The 23,859-nt window shown below is 38.4% G+C and carries 21 protein-coding genes; 17 read left to right on the top strand and 4 right to left on the bottom strand.

The genetic code is table 11. The features are described 5' to 3' along the window. Positions 1-494: 494 nt before the first annotated feature. From I9192_RS03410 to I9192_RS03450, 9 genes are all read left to right on the top strand, one after another. Complete coding sequence (locus I9192_RS03410) at positions 495-1,109, top strand: MarC family protein (protein WP_005031076.1); 615 nt, start codon at positions 495-497, stop codon at positions 1,107-1,109. A gap of 318 nt (positions 1,110-1,427) precedes the next feature. After that, positions 1,428-3,017 (top strand): peptide chain release factor 3, encoded by a 1,590-nt coding sequence (locus I9192_RS03415; protein ID WP_004827642.1) that lies wholly within the window; start codon positions 1,428-1,430, stop codon positions 3,015-3,017. A 122-nt stretch (positions 3,018-3,139) separates the two neighbouring features. Beyond that, positions 3,140-3,925 carry a hypothetical protein gene (locus I9192_RS03420; protein WP_010591060.1) on the top strand — a complete coding sequence of 262 codons (786 nt, stop codon included), beginning with the start codon at positions 3,140-3,142 and terminating at the stop codon, positions 3,923-3,925. A gap of 229 nt (positions 3,926-4,154) precedes the next feature. Further along, on the top strand, positions 4,155-5,123 hold the full coding sequence (locus tag I9192_RS03425; protein WP_005031063.1) for an RsiV family protein: 969 nt from the start codon (positions 4,155-4,157) through the stop codon (positions 5,121-5,123). Then, complete coding sequence (locus I9192_RS03430) at positions 5,123-5,947, top strand: TatD family hydrolase (RefSeq protein ID WP_004827648.1); 825 nt, start codon at positions 5,123-5,125, stop codon at positions 5,945-5,947. The genes I9192_RS03425 and I9192_RS03430 overlap by 1 nt, the downstream gene beginning before the upstream one ends. Positions 5,948-6,161: 214 nt before the next feature. Further along, entirely contained in the window at positions 6,162-8,918 is a 2,757-nt protein-coding gene (gene acnA / locus I9192_RS03435; RefSeq protein ID WP_005031061.1) for an aconitate hydratase AcnA, read from the top strand. A gap of 133 nt (positions 8,919-9,051) precedes the next feature. Then, on the top strand, positions 9,052-9,822 hold the full coding sequence (locus tag I9192_RS03440; RefSeq protein ID WP_005031060.1) for a tRNA threonylcarbamoyladenosine dehydratase: 771 nt from the start codon (positions 9,052-9,054) through the stop codon (positions 9,820-9,822). A 558-nt stretch (positions 9,823-10,380) separates the two neighbouring features. Continuing rightward, positions 10,381-11,490 carry a DUF695 domain-containing protein gene (locus I9192_RS03445; protein ID WP_005031059.1) on the top strand — a complete coding sequence of 370 codons (1,110 nt, stop codon included), beginning with the start codon at positions 10,381-10,383 and terminating at the stop codon, positions 11,488-11,490. 76 nt (positions 11,491-11,566) lie between these two features. After that, positions 11,567-12,076, top strand: coding sequence for a hypothetical protein (locus tag I9192_RS03450; RefSeq protein WP_005031058.1), 510 nt, complete (start codon positions 11,567-11,569; stop codon positions 12,074-12,076). A 171-nt stretch (positions 12,077-12,247) separates the two neighbouring features. On the opposite strand, the gene I9192_RS03455 is transcribed toward I9192_RS03450, so the two are convergent. Then, positions 12,248-12,385 carry a hypothetical protein gene (locus tag I9192_RS03455; protein ID WP_004827656.1) on the bottom strand — a complete coding sequence of 46 codons (138 nt, stop codon included), beginning with the start codon at positions 12,383-12,385 and terminating at the stop codon, positions 12,248-12,250. A gap of 101 nt (positions 12,386-12,486) precedes the next feature. Here I9192_RS03455 and I9192_RS03460 point away from each other — a divergent pair, with 101 nt between their 5' ends. Beyond that, positions 12,487-13,377, top strand: coding sequence for a LysR family transcriptional regulator (locus tag I9192_RS03460; RefSeq protein ID WP_005031057.1), 891 nt, complete (start codon positions 12,487-12,489; stop codon positions 13,375-13,377). Between the two features lie 74 nt (positions 13,378-13,451). Here the strand turns inward: I9192_RS03460 and dusA are convergent, their stop codons facing one another. Then, complete coding sequence (gene dusA, locus I9192_RS03465) at positions 13,452-14,456, bottom strand: tRNA dihydrouridine(20/20a) synthase DusA (RefSeq protein WP_180644373.1); 1,005 nt, start codon at positions 14,454-14,456, stop codon at positions 13,452-13,454. A 238-nt stretch (positions 14,457-14,694) separates the two neighbouring features. Continuing rightward, entirely contained in the window at positions 14,695-15,576 is an 882-nt protein-coding gene (locus I9192_RS03470) for a LysR substrate-binding domain-containing protein (RefSeq protein ID WP_085947562.1), read from the bottom strand. Between the two features lie 180 nt (positions 15,577-15,756). On the opposite strand from I9192_RS03470, the gene I9192_RS03475 reads away from it, so the two are divergent. From I9192_RS03475 to I9192_RS03495, 5 genes are all read left to right on the top strand, one after another. Then, positions 15,757-16,506 (top strand): SDR family NAD(P)-dependent oxidoreductase, encoded by a 750-nt coding sequence (locus I9192_RS03475; protein WP_005031016.1) that lies wholly within the window; start codon positions 15,757-15,759, stop codon positions 16,504-16,506. 83 nt (positions 16,507-16,589) lie between these two features. Continuing rightward, positions 16,590-17,888, top strand: a complete 1,299-nt coding sequence (locus tag I9192_RS03480; protein ID WP_200150408.1) for an MFS transporter — start codon at positions 16,590-16,592, stop codon at positions 17,886-17,888. Positions 17,889-17,903: 15 nt separating this feature from the next. Continuing rightward, positions 17,904-18,749: a transketolase gene (locus I9192_RS03485; protein WP_005031012.1), complete on the top strand. Its 846-nt coding sequence runs from the start codon at positions 17,904-17,906 to the stop codon at positions 18,747-18,749. 13 nt (positions 18,750-18,762) lie between these two features. Continuing rightward, positions 18,763-19,767: a transketolase family protein gene (locus tag I9192_RS03490; RefSeq protein WP_005031010.1), complete on the top strand. Its 1,005-nt coding sequence runs from the start codon at positions 18,763-18,765 to the stop codon at positions 19,765-19,767. Positions 19,768-19,925: 158 nt separating this feature from the next. Then, positions 19,926-21,188 (top strand): carbohydrate porin, encoded by a 1,263-nt coding sequence (locus tag I9192_RS03495; protein ID WP_005031009.1) that lies wholly within the window; start codon positions 19,926-19,928, stop codon positions 21,186-21,188. A 182-nt stretch (positions 21,189-21,370) separates the two neighbouring features. Here I9192_RS03495 and I9192_RS03500 read toward each other — a convergent pair whose 3' ends face one another. Further along, positions 21,371-22,093 carry a FadR/GntR family transcriptional regulator gene (locus I9192_RS03500; protein ID WP_005031008.1) on the bottom strand — a complete coding sequence of 241 codons (723 nt, stop codon included), beginning with the start codon at positions 22,091-22,093 and terminating at the stop codon, positions 21,371-21,373. A gap of 128 nt (positions 22,094-22,221) precedes the next feature. On the opposite strand from I9192_RS03500, the gene I9192_RS03505 reads away from it, so the two are divergent. After that, entirely contained in the window at positions 22,222-22,974 is a 753-nt protein-coding gene (locus tag I9192_RS03505) for an SDR family oxidoreductase (RefSeq protein WP_005031007.1), read from the top strand. A 26-nt stretch (positions 22,975-23,000) separates the two neighbouring features. Beyond that, positions 23,001-23,843, top strand: a complete 843-nt coding sequence (locus tag I9192_RS03510; RefSeq protein WP_005031006.1) for a fumarylacetoacetate hydrolase family protein — start codon at positions 23,001-23,003, stop codon at positions 23,841-23,843. The last annotated feature ends 16 nt before the right edge of the window (positions 23,844-23,859 follow it).

Consider the following 23,859-nt stretch of genomic DNA (forward strand, 5'->3'; position numbering starts at 1 on the left):
TCAAATGTTTTACTTACTCAGATAACTGATTTGGATCAACATGCTCATTCAAAATAAGTTGATCTTTTGCTATAAACATTTACACCTAGATTGACGATCTTGCTGATCGTCTATGAGAGAAAGTTTTGATCGATAACTAAATTCTAAAAGTTATTAGATTAGATGTTATTGTAATTTTGATGAGTTTAAGATTTAGCATAACTACGCTTAAAAAATAAATAAAATCATAATGTTGAAACTTTTTAAAGGTAAGGCATCTCAGCGCTACTTGGTTCGTTTTGAATTGTCCGTTTTGATCATGCTAAACGAAAACCAATCTGATGACTGAAACCAGTACCTGCATAGTTACAATTTTTTATCATTTTATGTTTTATAAGTGAATGAATCCTAGATAAGTTTACAATTTTAAATAATGAGTCCGACAAAATTTATGAAGATCGGGCATTACACTTTATTTAGTCATAAATTGATAAACTTTTTTGTGGAAAGTTCTTATGTTTTCAAACTATATCCATTCTTTTGCTTTATTTTTTTCCTTGCTCAATCCTTTTTTAATGAGCATCTATATGATTGGAATGATTCGACATACTGAAACGAAGGTGTTTAATAAAAGTTTAGCCCAAGGGGCATTGATTGCTTATGTGGTTTTTTTACTGTTCGCATGGGGTGGCGAAGCAATCTTTAGTTCTTATTTAAATGTTCGTTTTGAATCCTTTCAGATTTTTGGTGGACTGATTTTCTTGGTGATCGGTTATCGTTTTGTTTTCCAAGGTGCGGATACGATTGGAGAGATGAGAGGAACGCCAGCACATTTGGCAAGTACGATGGCGATGCCTTTCATGATTGGTCCAGGTACAATTAGTGCGGCTGTGGTCACTGGTGTCAGTATGTCTTTAGTCGAATCAGCACTCTTGATTGCATTCACTTTATTTATCAGCTGTGGCATTTTAATGATTATGAAATTTGGTCATGATCATCTGCGCTATAGTCATGCCAAATATATTGATCGTTATTTTGATATTGTTGGGCGTTTATCCGCACTTTTAATAGGCACTATCGCAATTGATATGATTGCCAATGGAATCATTGGATTGATGAATAAATATTAGTTAAAAAATCTTCTATTCAATCTATTTTAAACACGGATCAGATTCTCTTGATGAAAAGAGGCTAAAGCAGTTTTAACCGCTGATTGGTTTTTGAGTATGCTGTGCAAGGTTGACTGTTTTTCAAATATCCTCCACATTCTTATTTTAATCTTGATACGACTTTTTAACGGCTATGTACCGATAAATTAAGCCTGATTAACAAGCGTTAAAATAGCAATGAAATCTGATACAATATTGCCAATTTTTGATTTCTCATTTTTCAGTTCAGGTACATATTTCTCAATGTGTACGTAACTGTGCACCTATTGTAGATTTTTTATGTTTAAAGAACAGTTGGCTACAGAAGTAGCAGCGCGTAGGACTTTCGCGATTATTTCCCACCCCGATGCTGGTAAAACCACAATGACAGAAAAACTGTTGTTATGGGGTAAAGCAATTCAGGTTGCTGGAATGGTAAAAAGCCGTAAATCAGACCGTGCTGCGACATCGGACTGGATGGAAATGGAAAAAGAACGTGGGATTTCGATTACCACGTCTGTGATGCAGTTTCCTTATAAAAAGCATGTCATTAACTTGCTGGATACCCCAGGGCATGAAGACTTCTCGGAAGATACATACCGTACTTTAACTGCGGTTGACTCTGCATTGATGGTGATTGATGGTGCAAAAGGTGTCGAAGAACGTACCATTAAATTAATGGAAGTGTGTCGTATGCGCGACACACCGATTATTTCATTCGTCAACAAAATGGACCGTGAAATTCGTGAACCTTTAGAACTACTTGATGAAATTGAAAATGTTCTCAAAATCCGTTGTGTGCCAATCACTTGGCCTTTGGGTATGGGGCGTGATTTTGCGGGTGTCTACAATATTCTCGAAGATAAGCTTTATCTTTATAAAGCTGGCTTTGGTTCAACCATTACAGATATTGAAATTCGTGATGGCTATGACTATCCAGATATTCGTGACAAAGTGGGTGACTTGGCATTTGCATCTTTTGAAGAATCTCTAGAGTTGGTCAAAATGGCGAATGATCCGCTTGATCCAGCAGAGTTTTTGGCAGGACGACAAACCCCTGTATTATTTGGTACAGCTTTAGGAAACTTTGCCGTTGATCATGTGCTTGATGCATTTATTCAATGGGCACCCGAACCGAAAGCACATCCAACACATGAACGTACTGTTGAAGCAACAGAGGAAGGTTTCAGTGGTTTTGTTTTTAAAATTCAAGCCAATATGGATCCGAAGCATCGTGACCGAATTGCATTTATGCGAATCTGCTCAGGAAAATATGAGAAAGGTTTGAAAATGAATCATGTGCGTATTGGCAAAGATGTACGAATCAGTGATGCTTTAACCTTTCTTGCCGGTGAGCGTGAGCAACTTGAAGAGGCATGGCCAGGTGATATCATTGGTCTGCATAACCACGGTACGATTCAAATCGGTGATACCTTTACCTCAGGCGAAAACCTTCATTTCACGGGTATTCCGCACTTTGCACCAGAAATGTTCCGCCGTGTACGTTTAAAAGATCCATTAAAATCTAAACAGCTTCAAAAAGGTTTGAAAGAACTTTCTGAAGAAGGCGCAACACAAGTGTTTATGCCCCAAATCAATAATGATTTGATTGTAGGTGCTGTGGGGGTGCTTCAGTTTGATGTGGTTGCATATCGACTGAAAGAAGAATACAAAGTGGATTGTATTTATGAACCTGTGAATATCAATACCGTGCGTTGGGTTTCATGTGATGATGAAAAGAAATTCAATGAATTTAAGAAAAAAGCACATGACCAGCTTTCAGTTGATGGTGGTGGTCACTTAACTTATCTTGCACCTAGTCGTGTGAATTTACAGCTGATGCAAGAGCGTTATCCTGACATTCAGTTCCGTGCAACGCGTGAACATTAAGTTCAGCTAACTTATTGCAAAATGTAAAAACAGCTTCCTAGTGAAGCTGTTTTTGTATCAAAATACAATGCTTTTTGTCCAAAGGGATTTATGTGGTGCAATATTCAAAAAAAATAATCACGATGTTTTGTTTAAGTACCTTGATTTTGATGGCATGTGATTCAAAAAAAGATCAAGATAAAGACGGTTCAGTATTACAACCTAAACAAGAAGCCGCTGAAGTTTTACCTTATTTAAATATTCAAGAAACCAAAGCAGATTATGCTTTACCGTTTTGTGAGAAAAAGAATTGCATCGAAATCGACATTCAAACGATTAAAACTCAAGATGCTTGGTTAAACCAATGGATTAGCAATAATCAGGCGACTGTGATTCAAGCGCAAATTGATTTAAAGCAGAACATGACTTTACAGCAAGCGATCAATGCTTTTGTCAAAAAATCAGATGCATGGCAAGAAGAGTTTCCGAAAAACAAAGCGTTTGAATTACACATGCAGACCCGAATGGCATCACAACGTAATCAATATGTTTTACTGCAAGTTGCAGTCAATTCACTACAAGCGGATGTTAGTATTCAAGAACGTCAATACTTTTTCGTTGCAGACCGAAAGTTGAAAAAAAGTTTAAGTATTTTAGATGTCATTCAAGCGGATCAACAAAATCAGCTGAATCGTTGGGTGCAAGAAAAATATGCAGCATGGTTAGAAAAGCAAAATACGGATGTGAAAAAACATGCGCCGAAAAAGCTGTATTGGGGGCAGGCAGATTGGTTCTTTGATGGAGAAGGCGTGGGCTTACATTATCGCGCCAATGAGATTGTAGAAGATGGCACTCAGTTAGATATTTATTTAAGCAAAGAACAAACCCAAAAAATCCTGAAAGCTGAAGTATTTCAACGCATGTTTTAGATTGGATCTAGTCAGTACAACTCATCAAGATATGATTTATATGTCCTATCGCTCTGACAACGATTAATGATTGAGGGCTTGATCGCCACCTTAAACTAACGATGAAGAAGATGTTAATAAGGCTTCAATTTTGATACAAATTTTGATTGAGGATTGAGACAGAGAAGAATAGGCTATCTTCTATAGAGATAGAAAAATCTTGGCTTGGATCGTTGGATAGGTTTGTGAAATGTTGAATCAAAAAAATACCTTAGCACTTTCAATTTTGTTAATCACCTTGGGATTAACAGCGTGTCAAAAACCAGACTCTAAAAAAGTAGAGTCAGCTGTCGATCAAACTGCTGCGTCTCAAGTTCCAGATACGTCACTGTTATTGCAAGGCGATCGAGCCAAATTAAAATTAAACTTACCTGAGTGTGATGGAAATACATGCCCTGAATTTTCAATAGAACGATTGCAAAGTAACCAGCCCTTTGTAGATAAAGTGATTGATCAAGCGATTTTGGATAATCTGGATAAAATGTTGGATATTGCACAGTTGAGTAAAAAAGTTGCGGATCAACAGCAAGCCAGTTCACAAGCTTCAGCCAGTGAAGTCAACACAGACAAGACTCCAACGCAACAATTACAGGATCGTGTTCAACCTTATACAAATTCATTCTTGGCATTGGATAAAGAACTTAAGACATTAGGTGCAAGTGGTCAGATCACAATTAGTTTAAGCCCTAAAATATTAAATTCTGACAAGCCTTTAGCCACTGTTGTATTAAATAGCAGTAGCTACTTAGGTGGTGCGCATGGATCATCTGCACAAACTTATTTTAATTTTGATTTGGTCAGTAAAAAGCAAGTCAACTTGAATCAAATCATAGAAGCAAATCAAAAAGCAAAATTTGAAAAACTCGCTCATGATGCGTTTAAAGTTTGGGTTATCGATTCAAAACTTGCTGATAATGTGAATGAGTATGAACAAGCGTGGAAATTTCAATTATCTGATAATTTCTATTTAGGTAAACAAGGTCTAATTTTGCAATATGGTGAATATGATATTGGACCATATGTGGTGGGCTTGCCACGCTTAACCATTCCTTATGATCAATTAAAAGGTATATTAAAACCGCAATATTTTCCTGCAGAAATGCAAGTCGATCAACCGAATAGTTCTGCGCCAGTGGCAGACAACAAAACGAAATCATAATGTCTTTGAGACTGTTTGATACCCATACCCATTTCGATGTTCCTGATTTTGATCAGGATCGAGAGGCGTTGGCGTACCAAGCAAAACAGGCTGGGGTTGAACATCTGGTTTTAATTGGTTTTTTACAGTCTCGTTTTCAAGATTTGATCCAAACTCAGCATGCGTTAAACCTGTTAAAGAATGCGCCCCGTAGCCATCTTGCGCCCGGGTTGCATCCTTTTTATATTGAACAGCATGATTTAACTCATCTCAATGCACTCGAACAGATTCTTCAAACAGAACAGTGTATTGCTGTTGGAGAGATTGGTTTAGACACCTTTCTCAAACAGCATAAACAGCCTGAAATTATGGACAAGCAAAAAGCATTCTTTTCAGCACAGATTGAACTGGCTCAACAATTTGATTTACCGATTCTTTTACATATTCGTAAATCACATGCGGATGTACTTACGATGTTGAAGCAACACCAGTTTCAAAATGGCGGAATTGCTCATGCTTTCAGTGGCGGAGTAGAAGAGGCCAAGGCATTGATCAAATTAGGATTTAAAATTGGGGTTACAGGGCAAATTACTCAGCCAAATGCCAAAAAGCTCCATGCTGTGGTACAGGCAGTAGGAGCTGAGCACCTCGTTTTAGAAACAGACTGTCCAGATATGACGCCTTTGTGTTGTCAGACATCTACAGAGCATCGAACCCGCAATACACCCGTCAATTTACCTTATGTTTTGGCAGGCTTAGCTGAGTCTTTAGCGATAGAGCTTGGGCCATTGGCAGATATTTTATGGAACAACACTTTGACATGCTTGAGGATGGAAAAGGTTTGATCATAAGTTAAATTTGCCAAGGCTCGGTCTATATCCACTCAAAATAGCTTGAGTAGATGGGGAGAGATCATTGGTCAATCGTTGTTGCATTTGATCGCATAAATTGAATAAAAATAACCAATTCACAACACCTAAAATAAATATTTGTCTTAGATTGAAAGAAGTACTCCAAGTAGCTCAATAAGAAATTAACGCCAAGCTGGAGGTTCACTCAATGGCAAAGTATGGTCGTATAAATAGTTTGAATTCGCTACAGAACTTAAATGTCGGGAATTCAACATATAAAATTTTTAGTTTGAAACAAGCCCAATCTGAATTAGGTGATATTTCAAAACTACCGAAATCACTCAAAGTACTGTTGGAAAATTTACTGAGATTTGAAGATGATCTCACCGTAAAGCGAAGTGATATTCAGGCAATTGTAGATTGGCAGAAAGCGAAAACCTCAGATCAAGAAATTCAGTATCGACCAGCACGGGTATTAATGCAGGATTTCACTGGTGTTCCTGCTGTTGTCGATTTAGCTGCAATGCGTGCTGCTGTTCAGGCGGCGCATAAAGATCCAAATATAATTAATCCTTTATCTCCTGTAGATTTGGTGATTGACCATTCGGTAATGGTGGATCATTTTGGAACAGACCAAGCCTTTGATGAGAATGTTGAAATTGAAATGCAACGTAATGGTGAGCGTTATCAATTTTTACGTTGGGGGCAGTCATCCTTTGATAATTTTAGTGTTGTTCCACCGGGTACCGGGATCTGCCATCAAGTTAATCTAGAGTATTTGGCGCAGGCTGTTTGGTTAGGTGACAGTGATGGTGAAAGCTATGCTTTTCCAGACACTTTGGTCGGGACTGACTCACATACCACCATGATCAATGGTTTGGGGGTATTGGGCTGGGGTGTTGGAGGCATCGAAGCTGAAGCAGCAATGTTGGGGCAACCGATTTCGATGCTGATTCCTGAAGTGATTGGTTTTAAATTAACAGGCAAGTTAAGAGAGGGAATCACAGCAACCGATTTGGTATTAACCATTACTCAAATGCTACGCAAAAAAGGCGTGGTTGGTAAATTTGTCGAATTTTACGGTGATGGTCTTGCAGATCTACCGCTTGCTGATCGAGCAACCATTGCCAATATGGCACCTGAATATGGAGCAACTTGTGGTTTTTTCCCCATTGATGAAATCACACTTGGCTATTTAAGATTAACAGGTCGACAAGATGATCGGATTGCACTGGTAGAAGCTTACTGTAAAGAACAAGGATTGTGGCGTAATACTGGAGATGAACCTGTATTCACCGATACTTTGGCATTGGACATGAATACAGTTGAAGCCAGTGTTGCAGGACCAAAACGTCCGCAGGATCGTGTCGTATTACCTGATATTCCAAAAACCTTTAGTGCACTGATGGAATTGGACCTTAAACCTGCCAAAATTGAGAAAGAACGCTTAGTGAATGAGGGTGGGGCTGGCACAGCCATCGACTCAAAACAATCTGCATTACAAAATGAAGAACCGCATTGTATTATTGATGGTAAACGTTATCCATTGACCGATGGTGATGTAGTGATTTCTGCAATTACGTCATGTACCAATACATCTAACCCAAGTGTAATGTTAGCAGCAGGCTTATTAGCCAAAAAGGCTATAGAGAAAGGCTTGCAACGTAAGCCGTGGGTTAAAAGTTCTTTAGCACCTGGCTCTAAAGTCGTGACGGATTATTTAGAGGCGGCAGGATTGCTGTCATATTTAGACCAGTTGGGCTATAACCTTGTGGGTTATGGTTGTACCACCTGTATTGGTAACTCAGGACCATTGCCTCAGCCGATCGAAGATGCAATTCAATGTTATGACCTCAATGTGGCATCCGTGCTTTCAGGCAACCGAAACTTTGAAGGACGTGTGCATCCATTGGTGAAAACCAACTGGTTGGCTTCTCCACCATTGGTTGTGGCGTTTGGGCTATTGGGCACGATACGCAGTGATATTACCAGCACAGCATTAGGGCACGATCAACAAGGTCAACCAGTATATCTCAAAGATATTTGGCCGAGTCAAATCGAGATTGATGAGGTGCTGCAAAAAGTGAATACGCAGATGTTCCATAAAGAATATGCGGCAGTTTTTGATGGTGATGAAAAATGGCAAGCAATTCAGATTCCTGACTCTGAAACCTATGAATGGGATGAACAATCGACCTATATCCGTCATCCTCCATTCTTTGAAGGCATTGATCAGCCCGCGAAACCAATTAAAGATATTCTCAATGCCAATATCTTGGCCGTTCTTGGTGACTCAGTCACTACAGACCATATTTCTCCTGCGGGGAATATCAAGAAAGACAGCCCAGCGGGGCGTTACCTAGAAGCGCAAGGTGTGGATCAAAAAGACTTCAATTCATATGGCTCACGTCGTGGTAATCATGAAGTTATGATGCGGGGAACATTCGCCAATATTCGTATTAAAAATGAAATGTTGAATGGTGAGGAAGGCGGCAACACACTGTATATCCCAACAGGTGAAAAATTGGCGATCTATGATGCTGCAATGAAATATCAACAGGATTCGACACCTTTGGTGATTATTGCAGGTAAGGAATATGGTACAGGTTCTTCACGAGACTGGGCAGCCAAAGGAACCAACCTTTTGGGGGTGAAAGCGGTAATTACCGAGAGTTTTGAACGGATTCATCGTTCAAATTTAGTCGGTATGGGGGTACTTCCTTTACAGTTTGTGGATGGGCAAACCCGTCAGTCGTTAAATTTAACTGGTCATGAGCAACTGTCGATTTATGGCTTATCGGATGATATACAACCGCATCAAACCTTAGACGTGGAAGTTAAACGTGCAGATGGTTCACAAGATCGTTTCAAAGTGTTATGCCGTATTGATACCTTGAATGAAGTGGAATACTTTAAAGCAGGTGGTATCTTGCATTATGTATTACGAAACTTAATTGCTTCCTAGTTGAACGCTTCTACATAATTTTTCAGTTCTCCAAGCCCTGTATACGGTACAGGGCTTTTTTTATTGCATCTAGGCAAGACACATTGTCGAGAAATGAGTAAAATAATGCGGTATTTTTGAGTTGATGCTGAACATGACTGACCATTCTACTGATGATGAATATGAACGCCGTTTTGCTGGTGTTGCCAAGATTTATGGAGACGATGCGTTTAGTCATTATGAAAAAAGTCATGTGATGGTGATTGGCATAGGTGGAGTTGGTTCATGGGCTGTGGAAACCTTAGCCAGAACGGGTGTTGGAGAGCTAACACTGGTCGATATGGATTCAGTCGCTGCTTCAAATATCAACCGCCAATTGCCCGCGATGAGTTCAACTTTAGGGATGGAAAAGATTGAAGTCATGGCTGAACGTTGCCGTTCGATCAATCCACGAATCAAGATCAATTTGATAGATGATTATCTCAGCCCTGAAAATGTCAAAGAAATTTTAGAAAATAGACCCGATATTATTTTAGACTGCATCGATGATGTAAAAGCAAAATTTGCGCTGATGTTGCATTGTCGTTTTAATAAAATTCCCCTGATTGTTTCAGGTGGGGCAGGTGGTAAGTTAGACCCTTTAAAAATCCGTGTTGCTGACTTATCTAAAACAGAACAAGATCCTATGCTTGCAAAATTACGTAGTCAGTTACGTGCCAAAGGTATTTGTAAAAAGCCAAAAGAAAAGTTCGGTATTACATGTGTTTATTCGATAGATAATCCATTTTCCAGTGCAGATGTATGTGCAAGTGCAGGTTTGCGCTGTGGTGGTTATGGCTCGGCTGTAGTGGTAACTTCTAGTTTTGCGATGGTTGCTGTTGCAGAAGTATTAAAAAAATTGGATCGTATTCGACCAAAAAAGTAATTACGTGAGTTTGATAAAAATTCTTGATGAAAGATTATATCGTTAAACTGGCTGATTATTCATACGAGTGATTTCGATGATTCATTTATTTCACCCTTTTGAATCATAGATGGTCTTGCTATCGAGAGGCGACATGGATGTCGCCGTTGGGTGGAGGTTCAGGACGTACCTCTCACCCAACGAAAGATTTTTGTCACTTTTCATCTCTGAAAAGTTAGGCATTGCCTACGCAAAAGAATTTAAACTTTAGAAGTAAAGCATGGAAGTGCAAGCTTTAGATCATCAAACAATCTATTGATTGCTTTCATTTTATTGATCAAGAGAAATGAAATGCTATTGATAGTTGCGCTTGCGGAGCTCCGCTCCTCATCCTAAAATTGCATGAAAACTCAGCAAGACTCCGCAGATATTTATGATTTTTCAATTGTTTGAAGATTTGATTGCATCGAACTCAGGTTAATTGTTAATTTTGCTTCATTATTGCTTGAGCACATTTAAAAACGAGATGAATTGAGTTAAATTAACCTGATTCATAAGCAATAATAGAGAATAATCAAAATGAACTTTTTTAAGAAACTATTTGGCAATAAACAACAAGCGATACAAAGTAATCAAAACCGTTATGCTGAATTTTGGCAATGGTTTCAGCAACATCAACAGCATTTTCATCGAATTGTCGATGAGATGAATCGAGACACGATTGAACAAGATTTTTTTGATCGATTATCGCCTGAATTAGCCAAAGTACATGCTGGGATTTTTTTTCTTACCGGAATGTCTGATCCAGAAACTGCTGAGTTGATACTGACGCCAGATGGAGTGATTGCTAATATTATATTTGTTGAGGAACTGGTGGCTGCTGCACCAGAAATTGCGGGCTGGAAATTTACCGCATTGAAACCCGCAAGTGACATTCATCAAACCAGTATCGCGATGCATGGACATGAATTTAGTCAAGACACCTTATCTTTTTATTTAAGAGATCATGCAGAATATCCAGATGAAATTGATTTAGTCGTTGCGCATGATCAATATAATGAAGAGCAAAAAGGTGAATTTTTACAAGCAGTTTATATTTTCTTAGATAATTATTTGGGTGAATACGATGCAATCACCAAACTGGATCAGGTGTCTGTCCAGTCGAAACAAGATGCTGAAAAAGAATTGATGCCTATCGGCAATTTAAAAAATATTTTAATTTTAAAAAACAGTGAAATCTCGCGTTTAGATAAAGTCACACGCTCCAACACAGATGAAGATGAATATATTAGCCTGCAAGGAGAAACGAATGAGGGTTTGCCACTCATTGCAATTCTAAACAGTACTTTGCTGGATTGGGATCAAAAAGCGTCACATCCATGGATGATGATTATTGAAATTAGCTACGATGGTCAAAACTCGAGTGGTATGCCCCCTTCAAAAGAATATGAACAACTTGAAAATATAGAACAAGCACTATTGGCTGAGCTAAAAGACGTTGATGGTTATTTAAATATTGGTCGTGAAACTGGGAATAATTTAAGAAGCATGTATTTCGCTTGTAAGGATTTTAGAAAACCGTCCAAAGTGATTGATCAACTTATTGAAAAGTATCACAAAGACTTCGACATCGATGTGAGTATTTTTAAAGATAAGTATTGGCGTAGTCTGAATAAATTTGGTCGATAAATTAAATATTTATGCGCTGAAATACTGATGACAGCGGTTTCAGGTTTAATCTATAAAATATGGATGTTGAATAACCATGTTTAGATGGGTAAATCATTTACAATTTAATCTTGGTCAGATCATACTGTTCATCTTGGTGATCGTGGGTATAGGGTACGGTTGTTATGCAACGGTTCTCCACTTTCAAACAGCCAGCCAGTTGAATGAAGCGCGTAAAGCAATGGATGATATCAGGCTAGTGCTGATTTGGTCAGTCAAGCAGCAGCCGAATGCTGTGGTAAAAACATGTAATTTTAACAATATACAACATGTGATCAAGCAAGATGAATTAAAGAGAATGAATCAACTACTCAATTGGAATCTAAATATTGTGCAGCAAACACAATATGTTGAGCATATAAAAGTGTATGCAATGAATGATTTACACACATGTATGATTAAAGCCTATTTTAAAAATAATCATTTTGTGAGTGAACATCTTGCTGGCAAGTATATTGCCTATCAATATGATCTAAAAAATAATAAAACAGAATGTTTGACTGATATAGAAAAGTATTCTTTAGTGAAATCCTGTACACGTTTATAGGATAACATGCCCAGTACATATTGATATGAATACATATCAAAGTTGTTTGTAAATCAAATCATGTCTGTTCTGATGGATGGTCTACTCATCGATGGTTGAATTTGAATAAGGATTTATCAGTATTCACAAACGATAAGCACTTGAGTTGCTACTTTAATAACGATGGTCAGTTTAGTCTTGTAAATAAATAAACGCTGATGGTTCGACTGCTTGCCCTGTTTGTGCAGAGATAAAACGATCAAAGCAACTCAATAAAAGAAAAATGCCAACGATACTGATAAAAATCAGGATTTGCTTAGAAATACTCATCGTTTTTCTGCCTAGATACTTTACTTAAATTCAGTCTAGTGAAGTTTTAAAATCTAATCTAATATAGAAAAAAGCATGATTGATCTAATTTTGAGATGAATATGACCACACTCAAGCAATTTAATTATTTGATTAGAATCGTTGAAGAAGGCGGTTTTATTGCGGCAGCTGAAAAATTATTTATCGCTCAGTCAGCATTAAGTCGGCAGATCAAACTATTAGAAGAGGAAATTGGATTTGAAATTTTTGATCGCAGTGACAAGAAAATAAAATTGACCAAAGCTGGGCAGTTTTTCTATCTGCAAGTGAAAAACAATTTGTTAAACCTCAATCATATTATTGAAAATGCAAGAGAAATCTCAAGTGGTCTACATCGTTTAATTAAAGTCGCACACTCAAGCACCATCAGCATGAGTTTAGAAAAAGTTCAGTTATTTGATCAAGTCGCTAAACAACAAAGTATTAATTTTGAAATCAATAATTTATCTTCTGAGGATCAGGTCCTTGAATTATTGAAAGGCAATATTGATATTGGGTTTTTTCGCCCACCGATTCTAAATAGTATGGATGGATTAAGCGCTGTTCAATTATATGATGAACCTCTATATGTTGCTGTTCATCAAGATCATCATTTAGCAAAAGCAACTACAGTCAAAATTCAACAATTAGAAGATGAAGACTTTGTGTCAACACCTCATGCAGAACGTGGTGGGCTGAGCTATTTGGTGTCTAATATTTGTTTAAGTGCTGGTTTTGCACCTAAAAAAGCCCGAGTTCAATCTCGAAAAGTTTCGCAATTGCAATTGGTTGCTGCAAATATAGGGATTTGTATCGTTCCTGCTGAATTCAAAAATATAGTGCCTGAGCAAGTCAGGTTGATTGCTTTGGATATTGAACAGGCTTCCTCTGATGTTTTTATGGCATGGAACAGTCATGCTGATGATGCAGTGGTGAAATGCGCCAAAGAATTAGTCAAATGCTTTCAACAGTGAGCATTGATAAACGATGTACTTGACAGCACATCGTTTAATATAGACTTAATTTTTGATGATTGCGATCAGTTGAATTATACGGATTGCTCTCGAATATAGTCTTCAGTCCGTTTCATTGCTTCTTTAATATTGACAATAGCATGTTCAACATCAGCAAATGTTTTGGCATTGCCACCACTTAAAGCTTGACGCCATTTACGAGCACCTGGCAGGTTTTGAAATAACCCGAGAATGTGACGGGTAATAATTGACAACGGTGCACCTTCTTGCATCCGTTTGGCAATATAAGGCAACATTTGATCCATAATTTCAAAGCGATCAGGCAAATCTAAATCCCAAAGCTGTCCCAACTCTGCTAATAGGTATGGATTATGATAAGCCTCACGACCAATCATGACCCCATCGACATGTTTTAAATGTTCTTGAGTTTCAGCAAAGGTTTTAACCCCACCATTGATTTCGATCAGCAACTCGGGACGATCTTGTTTTAAGCGATATACATCTTCATAACGGAGTGGGGGAATGTCCCGATTTTCTTTTGGTGATAAGCCTTGAAGTAATGCAATACGTGCATGCACAATAAAGTTATTGCATCCAGTTTTTGCTACAGTATCGACAAAATTTAGCATTTCTTCATAAGATTGCATGTCATCAATCCCGATTCGATGTTTTACCGTGACGGGTATATCAACTGCATTACGCATTTCAGCGATACACTCAGCGACTAAATCTGGTTCAGCCATCAGGCAGGCGCCAATTTTGTTATTTTGCACGCGGTCGCTTGGACAGCCCACATTTAAATTGATTTCATCATAGCCCCAGTCTTGCGCCATTTTGCTACAGGTGGCAAGTTCTTTTGGGTTTGAGCCACCGAGTTGTAGAACAATTGGATGTTCTTCATGGTTATAGTCCAAATGACGATTTGCCCCACCATAGATAATGGCACCTGTGGTGACCATTTCTGTATACAGAATGATGTTTGGATTAAACAAACGTGCAAAAAAACGATAGTCACGAGTTGTCCAATCCATCATCGGAGCGACCGAAATACGGGGAGTTAGAGATTGGAGCTCAGACATAAAGTAAACCTGAAAAGATGAAAAAAGCAGAGTGCGGATTATACGTGCTTTATTTTAAAATCTATAGTCATATTCAAAAGATAGCATTTGTAAACCTAATTAAAATTTTGATTCTGATAGTGATTTTTAGGCGTGACAAAGTAGGTTCTATGGGGATTTATTAAAGGGTACGAATCGAAGTTCTCTAGTGATAGATGGTTATTTGATTATTATCTATCTAGAGTAGATTCTCTGCTTATTACTTATCTTTAATGATTTCGTCACCAATCCAGTTTAAAAAATGGTTCACTTTGAGAATGTTCTCATGGGTACGTGGATAAACTAAATGGTGGGCAGATATTGGTACGGAGAAGTCATCAGGAAAGACTTTGACAAGTTTTCCTGAATCTAGATAATTTTGGGTAAGTAAATTGCTTTCTAGGACGAATCCAAGCCCATGAGTTGCAGCTTCAAGTGACATGTATGAGCGATCAAAACTAAAAGTATAAGGAAATTCAGGAATGCTTAACCCTTGATGTGCAAACCATTGGGGCCATGTAACGAGAGTGGACTTCGATAAAATTAATTCTTTTTTTAGTAACTCTTTAGGCTTAGAAACTGGGCTGCGCTCAAGTAATTTGGGGGAGGCAAGAACTTCTAATTTTTCACTTCGAACTGTTCTAATTTCGACTCCTGTCCAATTCGGAATACCATGACGAATATCAATATCAATTTTATCTCGTGTGAAATGAAGGTTTTCATAAGAGCAAGATAAATTCACCTGAATGAGAGGATATAGTTCTTTAAATGATTCCAATCTTGGCAGTAACCACAGAAGTCCAAAGCTTGGTGAAGAATGGATGTATAAACTATCTTTTGGACTGTTATCCGATGCTTGTTCAGTCGCTAACATCAGATTATGCAAGATAGCGGTTACATCTTGATAATAACGCTCACCAGAAGGCGTTAAAGTCACTCCTCGTGCACCTCTTATAAATAAGCTTTGACCAATCATTTCTTCTAGTTTTGCGATTTGATGACTGATAGCAGAGGGCGTAAGGTTCAGGATCTCTGCTGCCTTTGCCACATTCCCTAAGCGAGCAGTTTGCTCAAATGCTTGTAAAGTTTTTATTGCAGGCATTTGATTGTAATTTTTTTCAGTATTATTCATTTAAAATTCCATTTTTCTTTCATATCTCAACTAAAAATATCATAGGCATGAATAAAATTCATGCCTAGTTGAGTTTAACCTTATTGCTGCTCACTGTGAAAAAAGAGAATCTAGCGATGAATGAATATGTTGAAGAAAAGAGGAATATACATGTTACTACAAGGAAAAGTAGCGTTAATCACAGGTGCAGCATCTGAACGTGGTATTGGTCGTGCAACAGCAGAAATCTTTGCACAGCAAGGAGCCAAAGTCATTATTGTTGATCTAGATCTTGCGCAAAGCCAGCATGCAGCTAAAGCATTGGGCGAAGGTCATTTAGGTCTAGCAGCAAATGTTGCAAATGAAGAACAAGCACACGCTGCTGTGGAACAAGCCCTTCAATACTACGGAAAAATTGATATTTTGGTCAATAATGCAGGCATTACCCAACCTGTAAAAACATTAGATATCAAACGTAATGATTATGACCGTATTTTGGATGTCAGTCTGCGTGGAACGCTTATTATGTCTCAGGCTGTAATTCCCGCAATGAAAGAAAACGGTGGAGGAAGTATCGTGTGCTTATCATCCGTTTCGGCACAACGAGGTGGTGGTATTTTTGGTGGTCCACACTACAGCGCTGCCAAAGCAGGGGTTTTAGGTTTAGCTAAAGCGATGGCTCGCGAGTTTGGTGCAGATAATATTCGTGTCAACTCACTTACACCAGGTCTTATTCAAACAGACATTACGGGTGGTTTAATGAATGATGATCGTCTTCATGACATTCTTACAGGCATTCCACTGGGTCGCTTAGGTAAAGCACAAGATGTTGCTAATGCAGCGTTATTTTTAGCTAGTGATCTATCAGCCTATTTAACAGGTGTAACTCTAGACGTAAATGGCGGAATGCTGATTCACTAAAACTCAGTATTAGTATTAGAAAATTTAAAATAGAGACATGGTCACGAGAGGATATTGTGGTCAAATGTAAAGGGACTCGCATGATGGATACCGTATTTTCATCTGATACAGATGCTATTCGTAAATCTGCATATCGAAAAATTGCATTTCGGCTGATGCCATTTTTAATGCTTTGTTATTTTTGTGCTTACTTAGATCGTGTAAATGTTGGTTTTGCCAAACTTCAAATGATGAGTGATTTACAGTTTAGTGAAGCTGTTTATGGACCTGGCGCAGGTATTTTCTTTATAGGATATTTCTTATGTGAAGTACCTAGCAATATTGTGCTGCATAAAGTTGGTGCTCGACGTTGGATTGCCCGAATCATGATTACATGGGGTATTTTGTCAGGCTGTTTTGCATTTGTTGAAACAGAGTGGCAATTCTATACCTTACGCTTCTTACTTGGTGTTGCTGAAGCTGGATTAGCACCAGGTTTATTACTTTATCTTACATATTGGTTCCCATCTTATCGTCGGGCCCGTATGACTGTGCTGTGGTTTATTGCAATTCCCATTTCTGGAATGATTGGCGGCCCTTTGTCTGGCTTAATCATGGATCAAATGAACAATGTGCAAGGATGGCATGGCTGGCAATGGATGTTTGTGCTTGAAGCTATACCTACAGTGGTTGTTGGTTTGTTAGTCCTCGCAGTTCTAAAAGATTCTGTTCAAGATGCACATTGGTTAACGAGTGCTGAAAAGAATTTAGTCCAACAAGAAATTGCTCAAGATAATCAACAGAAAGAAGGGCATAGCAGTATTAAAGACTTCATTAGTGATAAACGCTTGTGGTTACTAGCTGGAATCTACTTTTGTGTCGTAATGGGACAATATGCAATTACTTTCTGGTTGCCGACATTAATTCGTAACTCGGGTATTAGTGACAACTGGCATATTGGCTTGTTGACCAGTCTACCTTATATGTGTGCCATAGTTGTAATGCTGTTAGCAGGTCGTAGCGGAGATCACTTTAGAGAGCGTCGCTGGCATTTAATTATTCCAATGTGTACTGGTGCCATTGCACTGACATTTGCAACATTGTTTGCTTCAAATCTAATTTTATCGTTGATTTGTTTATGTATTGCGGCATCAGGAGTACTCACCGCATCTTCTTTATTTTGGATGTTGCCAACAAACTTTTTAGGTGGTGTTTCAGCTGCTGCTGGTATTGCTGGAATCAATAGTTTTGCCAATCTCGCTGGATTTTGTTCTCCGTTTCTCATCGGATGGATTACCACTAATACAGGTTCGAATGCCATAGGTATGTTCTTAATTACAGCAGTCTTAGTTGTCGGAGCTAGCCTAGTACTGCGCGTTCCAGCAAAACTGGTTAATCGTTAATAAGAGAAGTTAATTATGTCAAATATTAATAAAAAAGCTCGTATTGCTGAACTACAGCAACGAGCATATAACATTCGTCAACATGCATTACGTATGGGACAAGTACAGGGCCAAGGTTATGTTGGACAGGCCTTAGGTGCAGCTGATCTACTTGCAGTTTCTTATTTTCATGCAATGAAATATCAGCCTGAGAATCCTGAGTGGGAAGGACGAGACCGCTTTTATCTTTCAATAGGTCATTATGCCATTGCTTTATATGCTGCTTTGATCGAAGCAAAAGTTATTCCATTAGAAGAACTAGAAACGTATGGTTCTGATGACAGTCGTTTACCTATGTCAGGCATGGCAACGTATACCCCTGGTATGGAAATCACAGGTGGTTCATTGGGTCATGGTTTAGGCATTGCGGTAGGCGCTTGCCTCGGATTAAAGCAAAAGAAATCAGAATCTTTTGTTTATAACTTCCTCTCAGACGGTGAGCTCAATGAGGGCTCTACATGGGAAGCTGTCATGTCGGCTTCACATTGGAAATTAGATAATCTAATTGCAATTATTGATGTGAATAATCAGCAAGCCGATGGGCATTCAAGTGAAATTCTAGCTTTTGAACCGATTGTAGATCGTTGGCAGTCTTTTGGTTGGTATACACAGCGCGTAGATGGTAATGACATGAAAGCTTTACTCGAAGCTTTTGATAATGCAAGAAATTATAAAGGTATAAATCCGAGAGTCATCATTTGCGATACCAAAATGGGTAAAGGTGTTTCCTTTTTGGAAAGCCGAGAAAAAACACATTTTATTCGGGTAGATGAACGCGAATGGGATGAAGCTTTAAATATATTAACTCATTACGGCAAATAAGGAGTTTAGATCCATGAGCCAATTAGCGAACTCTCCTAAGAAAAAATTAAAAACGTCTGCCATGATTGCTTCGATTGCTGTAGAAGGGCAACCAACCAAGCCTGCACCATTTGGACATGCTTTAAATGCGCTAGCGAAAGAGCGTGATGATATTGTTGGATTATCAGCAGACCTATCTAAATATACAGATCTACATATTTTCACGAATCAAAATCCACACAAGTTCTTTCAAATGGGAATGGCAGAACAACTCCTGATGAGTGCTGCTGCTGGATTAGCTCGAGAAGGCTTTGTTCCTTTTGCCACGACTTATGCTGTATTTGCTTCACGTCGAGCTTACGATTTTATTTGTATGGCGATTGCCGAAGATAATCTGAATGTGAAAATTGTAGCAGCCCTTCCTGGTTTAACTACAGGATATGGACCAAGTCACCAAGCAACAGAAGATATTGCCATTTTCCGTGGAATGCCAAATCTAATGATCATTGATCCATGTGATGCCTTGGAAATTGAGCAGGCTATTCCACAGATTGCTGCTCATCAAGGTCCTGTTTATATGCGCTTGTTACGTGGTCAAGTTCCATTGGTATTGGATAAATATAACTACCAATTTAAATTATGTAAGGCCCAAGTCATTAAGCCAGGTAAAGATCTCTTGATTATCTCTACTGGATTACTGACTATGCGTGCGCTTGAGGCCGCTGAAGAGCTTGAAAAAGAGGGAATTGAGGTTTCAGTTCTACATGTTCCAACCATCAAGCCTCTTGATGAAGAAACGATTTTAGCAGAAGTTGCAAAAGGAGGACGGTCTGTACTTACTGCTGAAAATCATTCTGTAGTTGGGGGGTTAGGTGAAGCAGTTGGAACCTTACTATTAAGAAATGGGCAACATCCACGTTTTGATATGATTGGTTTACCTGATGCATTTTTAGAGGCAGGCGCATTACCCACACTACATGATCGTTATGGTATTTCTACAGAAGCAGTTAAAGCAAAAATCAAAAATCACTTAACCTAAGAGAGTCCAACTGTTAGTGAATTGAGCATGGTGTACGACAGGAGTCTAGCCATGCCCTAATTTTATCCTACCACTTTTAAGCCATTTAACTGTTCAAAATAGCTTATTTAATTAGCTGTTTAGGGAAACTTATATTCAAAATTTGCAGGGATTGTGCAATGAACAAAAGTAATTTTTTATGTCTCCTTGGTGTATTTATTGGAACAAATACAGCTTGTTTTGCTGAGAACTTATTCGATGTGAATCGAACAAATTTGACTGGGGATTGGAATGGTTCAAGAACCCAGCTAGAGAATGAAGGGATTAAATTTGATAGTGGCTTAAATCTCGACATTGCTTATTTAGCTGATGGTGGATATAAACCAAGACAAGCCCCGACTTATGTTAGTCAATTTTCACTCGGCTCAACTTTGGATTTAGAAAAATTGATAAATTTGGAGGGGATAAGTGTTCGAGCATTAATTATGGCAAGACAAGGGCAGAGCGTATCAGTAGAACAGATTTCTGATCCGCAAGCACCACAATTGGCCAATGTACAGGCAAATTATGGTCGAGGTAATTCGGGTACAAGGCTTGCAGAACTCTCGATCGAAAAAAAATTCAGTAACGCAGCTACTAGTATTCGAGTTGGGCGTTTTGCCATGGGAACCTATTTCAATGTGATGTCTTGCGACTTTCAAAATAATTCCTTTTGCGGTGCACAAATGGGGAAATGGCAAGGCAGTAAATGGATTAATGCACCTGTAAGCCAATGGGCTGTAATGTCTAAATATAGTTTTAACCCTGAGGTCTTTATACAATTTGGTGTATTCGAATATAACCCAAAAAACTTGGAAGAAAGTGAAGGGTGGAATTTGGATACAAAAGATGTCGATGGTGTCAATATGCCTATTGAGCTTGTCTGGCAGCCTAAACAGATGATTAATAACTTAGCTGGAATTTATCGTATAGGTGCATTTTATAATACAGCTGACGATCTCAAAAACCAAAAAGACATCGTAACAGGAGAGCCTGAATCTCACACATATGGGATGTGGGGTGTTGTAGAACAACAATTAACCTCAAAAAACTCAATTCAGCAAGGGCTGTATACTTTTATGAACTTCAGTTTTCATGATCAAACCACTAACAAAGTTGAAAATATGCAACAAATTGGTTTGAAATATGTTGGACTTTTAAATAATTATCCTAATGATATTGTTGGTTTTGCTGTAAATAGAGTTGATGTTAGTGATCGTTACAGTCAAACACGCCAAGGCATTAATAAAGATGCTGAATATAATATTGAGTTGAACTATTCATATTTCCCAATGAAGTGGTTGATGCTTAGACCTAATATTCAATATGTAATCAATCCTGGAGCAACGAATTATGTTGATAATGCTTTAGTGCTGGGCTTAAGCTCGAAAATTATTTTTTAAAAATACCTTCACCCATTTAAAAAGCTGTTTTTAGGTTTTGCTAAGAACAGCAGCGTATTAAATCGTTTGGAGAATTAAATTAATGAGGTCTTTAGTGATTTTAAATTTAATTAACTTAGGAAAAACTTTATCTTTAAAGGCTTTATGTAACATAGCCTTACGCAAGTATCAGTATATTTAACCTAAACCTTCCTTGAAAAGATATTGATGACATTCTGCAAATGTTTTTGCATGGCTTTATATGCCGCTGCTCCATCTTGGCTCTGAATTGCTGCCATGATTTCTTGATGTTCATGCTGAGATCTTAATGGCATATCTTCAGGGGTATATAAACTACGCATACGACTGAACAGCTCGGTATATTGTTTCCCGAGCAAATATTTCAGAAAAAAAGAAAAAGCGCTATTTTGACTCGCTTCAGCAATACGAATATGAAATAAACGATCACCAATATGCTCACTAGAATGTTCCAGATTATCTCGAACATTCATAAAAAATGCTTCTTTAATCTCTTCTAATTGTTCATCCGTACGATGCTTTGCTGCCAGTTCTGCAAGATAGGGCTCAATCTGCAAACGGGCTTCTAAGACTTCAAATGGCGTAACTGCGGAATCTTCTTTTAAATGAGGAATCAGCAAAGGATGTATATTGGTATTAAAACCCGTTTGTTCCAAAACCTGATCTTGTTGATCTTTAATGACATAGACACCACTCCCCAGTTTTACTTCAACAATTCCATTCACTTCAAGCGCAATGATTGCTTCACGTACTGAGGTACGACTTACACCTAACTGCTGCGCAAGATCTCGTTCAGGCGGTAACTTTGAACCTAACTGATAAATTCCATTCTTTATATCATCTTGAATCTTATTAAAGATATTTTGATAGAGACGAGTTTGAGTCATAAATTTCAACTTTTACAAAAATTGGTCTTGCCAAAACACTTTTGATCAATTAAATTGACTAGACCAATTAATTGGTCTAGTCAATTTAGCATTTACCATAGTATAAAGTAAAAAGCAGGGACGAAGGAATGAGATTGATAAATAAAACGTGTGTGATTACAGCAGCTGCTCAGGGAATTGGTAGAGCCACTGCATTAAGCTTTGCAAAAGAAGGCGCAAAGGTCATTGCTACGGACATTAATTTAGAACTGCTTGAAGAACTCAAAAGCCATTCTGACAATATTCAAGTGGAATATTTAGATATTACTAATCGTCAGCAAATTATTGAATTTTCAAAAAAATATCAGCAAGTTGATGTGTTGTTCAATTGTGCTGGTTGGGTTCCTGCAGGTTCAATCTTAGAATGTGATGAAACACAATGGCAGCGTGCTTTTACGATGAATGTCGATTCGATGTACCACATGATTCAGGCTTTTTTACCCACAATGTTAAAAAGTGCCACTGCTTCAATCATCAATATGTCATCTGCGGCATCAAGTATTAAAGGTGTACCGAATCGCTTTTCCTATAGTGTCACTAAAGCTGCAGTTATTGGTATGACCAAATCGATCGCAGCAGATTTTATCGGTCAAGGAATTCGTTGCAATGCGATCTGTCCGGGAACTGTAGACTCTCCATCACTACATGATCGTATTGAAACCCAAGCCAAAGAGCAAAATAAAACCATTGATGAAGTCTATGCTCAGTTTGTTGCTCGCCAACCGATGGGAAGAGTTGGTAAGGCCGAAGAAATAGCTGCATTAGCGCTTTATCTGGCAAGTGATGAATCCTCATTCACAACCGGAACCATCAATATGATCGATGGTGGTTGGTCAAATTAATTTTCAAACAGATCTAGGATAGAACAATGAAATTATTAAGATATGGTGTAAAAGGACAAGAAAAGCCAGGAATCTTAGACCCACAGGGACAAATTCGGGATTTGTCTTCAGTGGTTCAAGACATCAATGGTCAGGTGCTCGCCACCGAGTTAGATAAGATTCGAAATCTGGATCTATCGAGCCTGCCTTTGGTTGCCGAGGATGTGCGCCTTGGTGCATGTGTGGGTAATATTGGTAAATTTATCTGTATTGGTTTGAATTATTCTGATCATGCCGCGGAAACAGGTGCAGAAGTTCCTGCTGAACCAGTGGTTTTCAATAAATGGACCAGTGCAGTGGTTGGACCAAATGATGATGTGGAAATTCCAAAGCATTCGTCCAAGACCGATTGGGAAGTTGAGTTGGGTGTCGTTATTGCTAAAGATGGTCGTTACATCAGTAAAGAACAGGCAATGGACTATGTTGCAGGTTATTGTGTGATTAATGACGTTTCAGAGCGAGCATTTCAGCTTGAAGGCACAGGGACTTGGGACAAAGGCAAAGGTTGCGACACTTTTGGTCCAACAGGTCCATGGCTCGTGACCAAGGATGAGATCGAAAATCCACATCAGTTAAAAATTTGGTTAGAGGTGGATGGTCATCGTTATCAAGATGGTAATACCAATACCATGATTTTTGATATACCCACTATTGTGAGTTATTTAAGCCAGTTTATGAGTTTACAGGCCGGTGATGTGATCTCTACGGGTACGCCACCTGGTGTAGGGCTTGGGCAAAAGCCACCTGTGTATTTAAAAGCAGGGCAAGTGATGCGATTGGGTATTGAGGGATTAGGCGAACAACAACAGAAAGTTGTGAATGCTGAATAAGCCAGATTTATCTGAA

The organism is Acinetobacter bereziniae, from assembly GCF_016576965.1.
Lineage (GTDB): Bacteria > Pseudomonadota > Gammaproteobacteria > Pseudomonadales > Moraxellaceae > Acinetobacter > Acinetobacter bereziniae.

What these genes read in the sequence shown, in the direction of transcription:
- I9192_RS03410 (WP_005031076.1), top strand. Translation starts at nt 495, where the DNA reads ATGTTTTCAAACTATATCCATTCTTTTGCTTTATTTTTTTCCTTGCTC.
- I9192_RS03415 (WP_004827642.1), top strand. Translation starts at nt 1,428, where the DNA reads ATGTTTAAAGAACAGTTGGCTACAGAAGTAGCAGCGCGTAGGACTTTC.
- I9192_RS03420 (WP_010591060.1), top strand. Translation starts at nt 3,140, where the DNA reads ATGTTTTGTTTAAGTACCTTGATTTTGATGGCATGTGATTCAAAAAAA.
- I9192_RS03425 (WP_005031063.1), top strand. Translation starts at nt 4,155, where the DNA reads ATGTTGAATCAAAAAAATACCTTAGCACTTTCAATTTTGTTAATCACC.
- I9192_RS03430 (WP_004827648.1), top strand. Translation starts at nt 5,123, where the DNA reads ATGTCTTTGAGACTGTTTGATACCCATACCCATTTCGATGTTCCTGAT.
- acnA (WP_005031061.1), top strand. Translation starts at nt 6,162, where the DNA reads ATGGCAAAGTATGGTCGTATAAATAGTTTGAATTCGCTACAGAACTTA.
- I9192_RS03440 (WP_005031060.1), top strand. Translation starts at nt 9,052, where the DNA reads ATGACTGACCATTCTACTGATGATGAATATGAACGCCGTTTTGCTGGT.
- I9192_RS03445 (WP_005031059.1), top strand. Translation starts at nt 10,381, where the DNA reads ATGAACTTTTTTAAGAAACTATTTGGCAATAAACAACAAGCGATACAA.
- I9192_RS03450 (WP_005031058.1), top strand. Translation starts at nt 11,567, where the DNA reads ATGTTTAGATGGGTAAATCATTTACAATTTAATCTTGGTCAGATCATA.
- I9192_RS03455 (WP_004827656.1), bottom strand. Translation starts at nt 12,385, where the DNA reads ATGAGTATTTCTAAGCAAATCCTGATTTTTATCAGTATCGTTGGCATT.
- I9192_RS03460 (WP_005031057.1), top strand. Translation starts at nt 12,487, where the DNA reads ATGACCACACTCAAGCAATTTAATTATTTGATTAGAATCGTTGAAGAA.
- dusA (WP_180644373.1), bottom strand. Translation starts at nt 14,456, where the DNA reads ATGTCTGAGCTCCAATCTCTAACTCCCCGTATTTCGGTCGCTCCGATG.
- I9192_RS03470 (WP_085947562.1), bottom strand. Translation starts at nt 15,576, where the DNA reads ATGCCTGCAATAAAAACTTTACAAGCATTTGAGCAAACTGCTCGCTTA.
- I9192_RS03475 (WP_005031016.1), top strand. Translation starts at nt 15,757, where the DNA reads ATGTTACTACAAGGAAAAGTAGCGTTAATCACAGGTGCAGCATCTGAA.
- I9192_RS03480 (WP_200150408.1), top strand. Translation starts at nt 16,590, where the DNA reads ATGGATACCGTATTTTCATCTGATACAGATGCTATTCGTAAATCTGCA.
- I9192_RS03485 (WP_005031012.1), top strand. Translation starts at nt 17,904, where the DNA reads ATGTCAAATATTAATAAAAAAGCTCGTATTGCTGAACTACAGCAACGA.
- I9192_RS03490 (WP_005031010.1), top strand. Translation starts at nt 18,763, where the DNA reads ATGAGCCAATTAGCGAACTCTCCTAAGAAAAAATTAAAAACGTCTGCC.
- I9192_RS03495 (WP_005031009.1), top strand. Translation starts at nt 19,926, where the DNA reads ATGAACAAAAGTAATTTTTTATGTCTCCTTGGTGTATTTATTGGAACA.
- I9192_RS03500 (WP_005031008.1), bottom strand. Translation starts at nt 22,093, where the DNA reads ATGACTCAAACTCGTCTCTATCAAAATATCTTTAATAAGATTCAAGAT.
- I9192_RS03505 (WP_005031007.1), top strand. Translation starts at nt 22,222, where the DNA reads ATGAGATTGATAAATAAAACGTGTGTGATTACAGCAGCTGCTCAGGGA.
- I9192_RS03510 (WP_005031006.1), top strand. Translation starts at nt 23,001, where the DNA reads ATGAAATTATTAAGATATGGTGTAAAAGGACAAGAAAAGCCAGGAATC.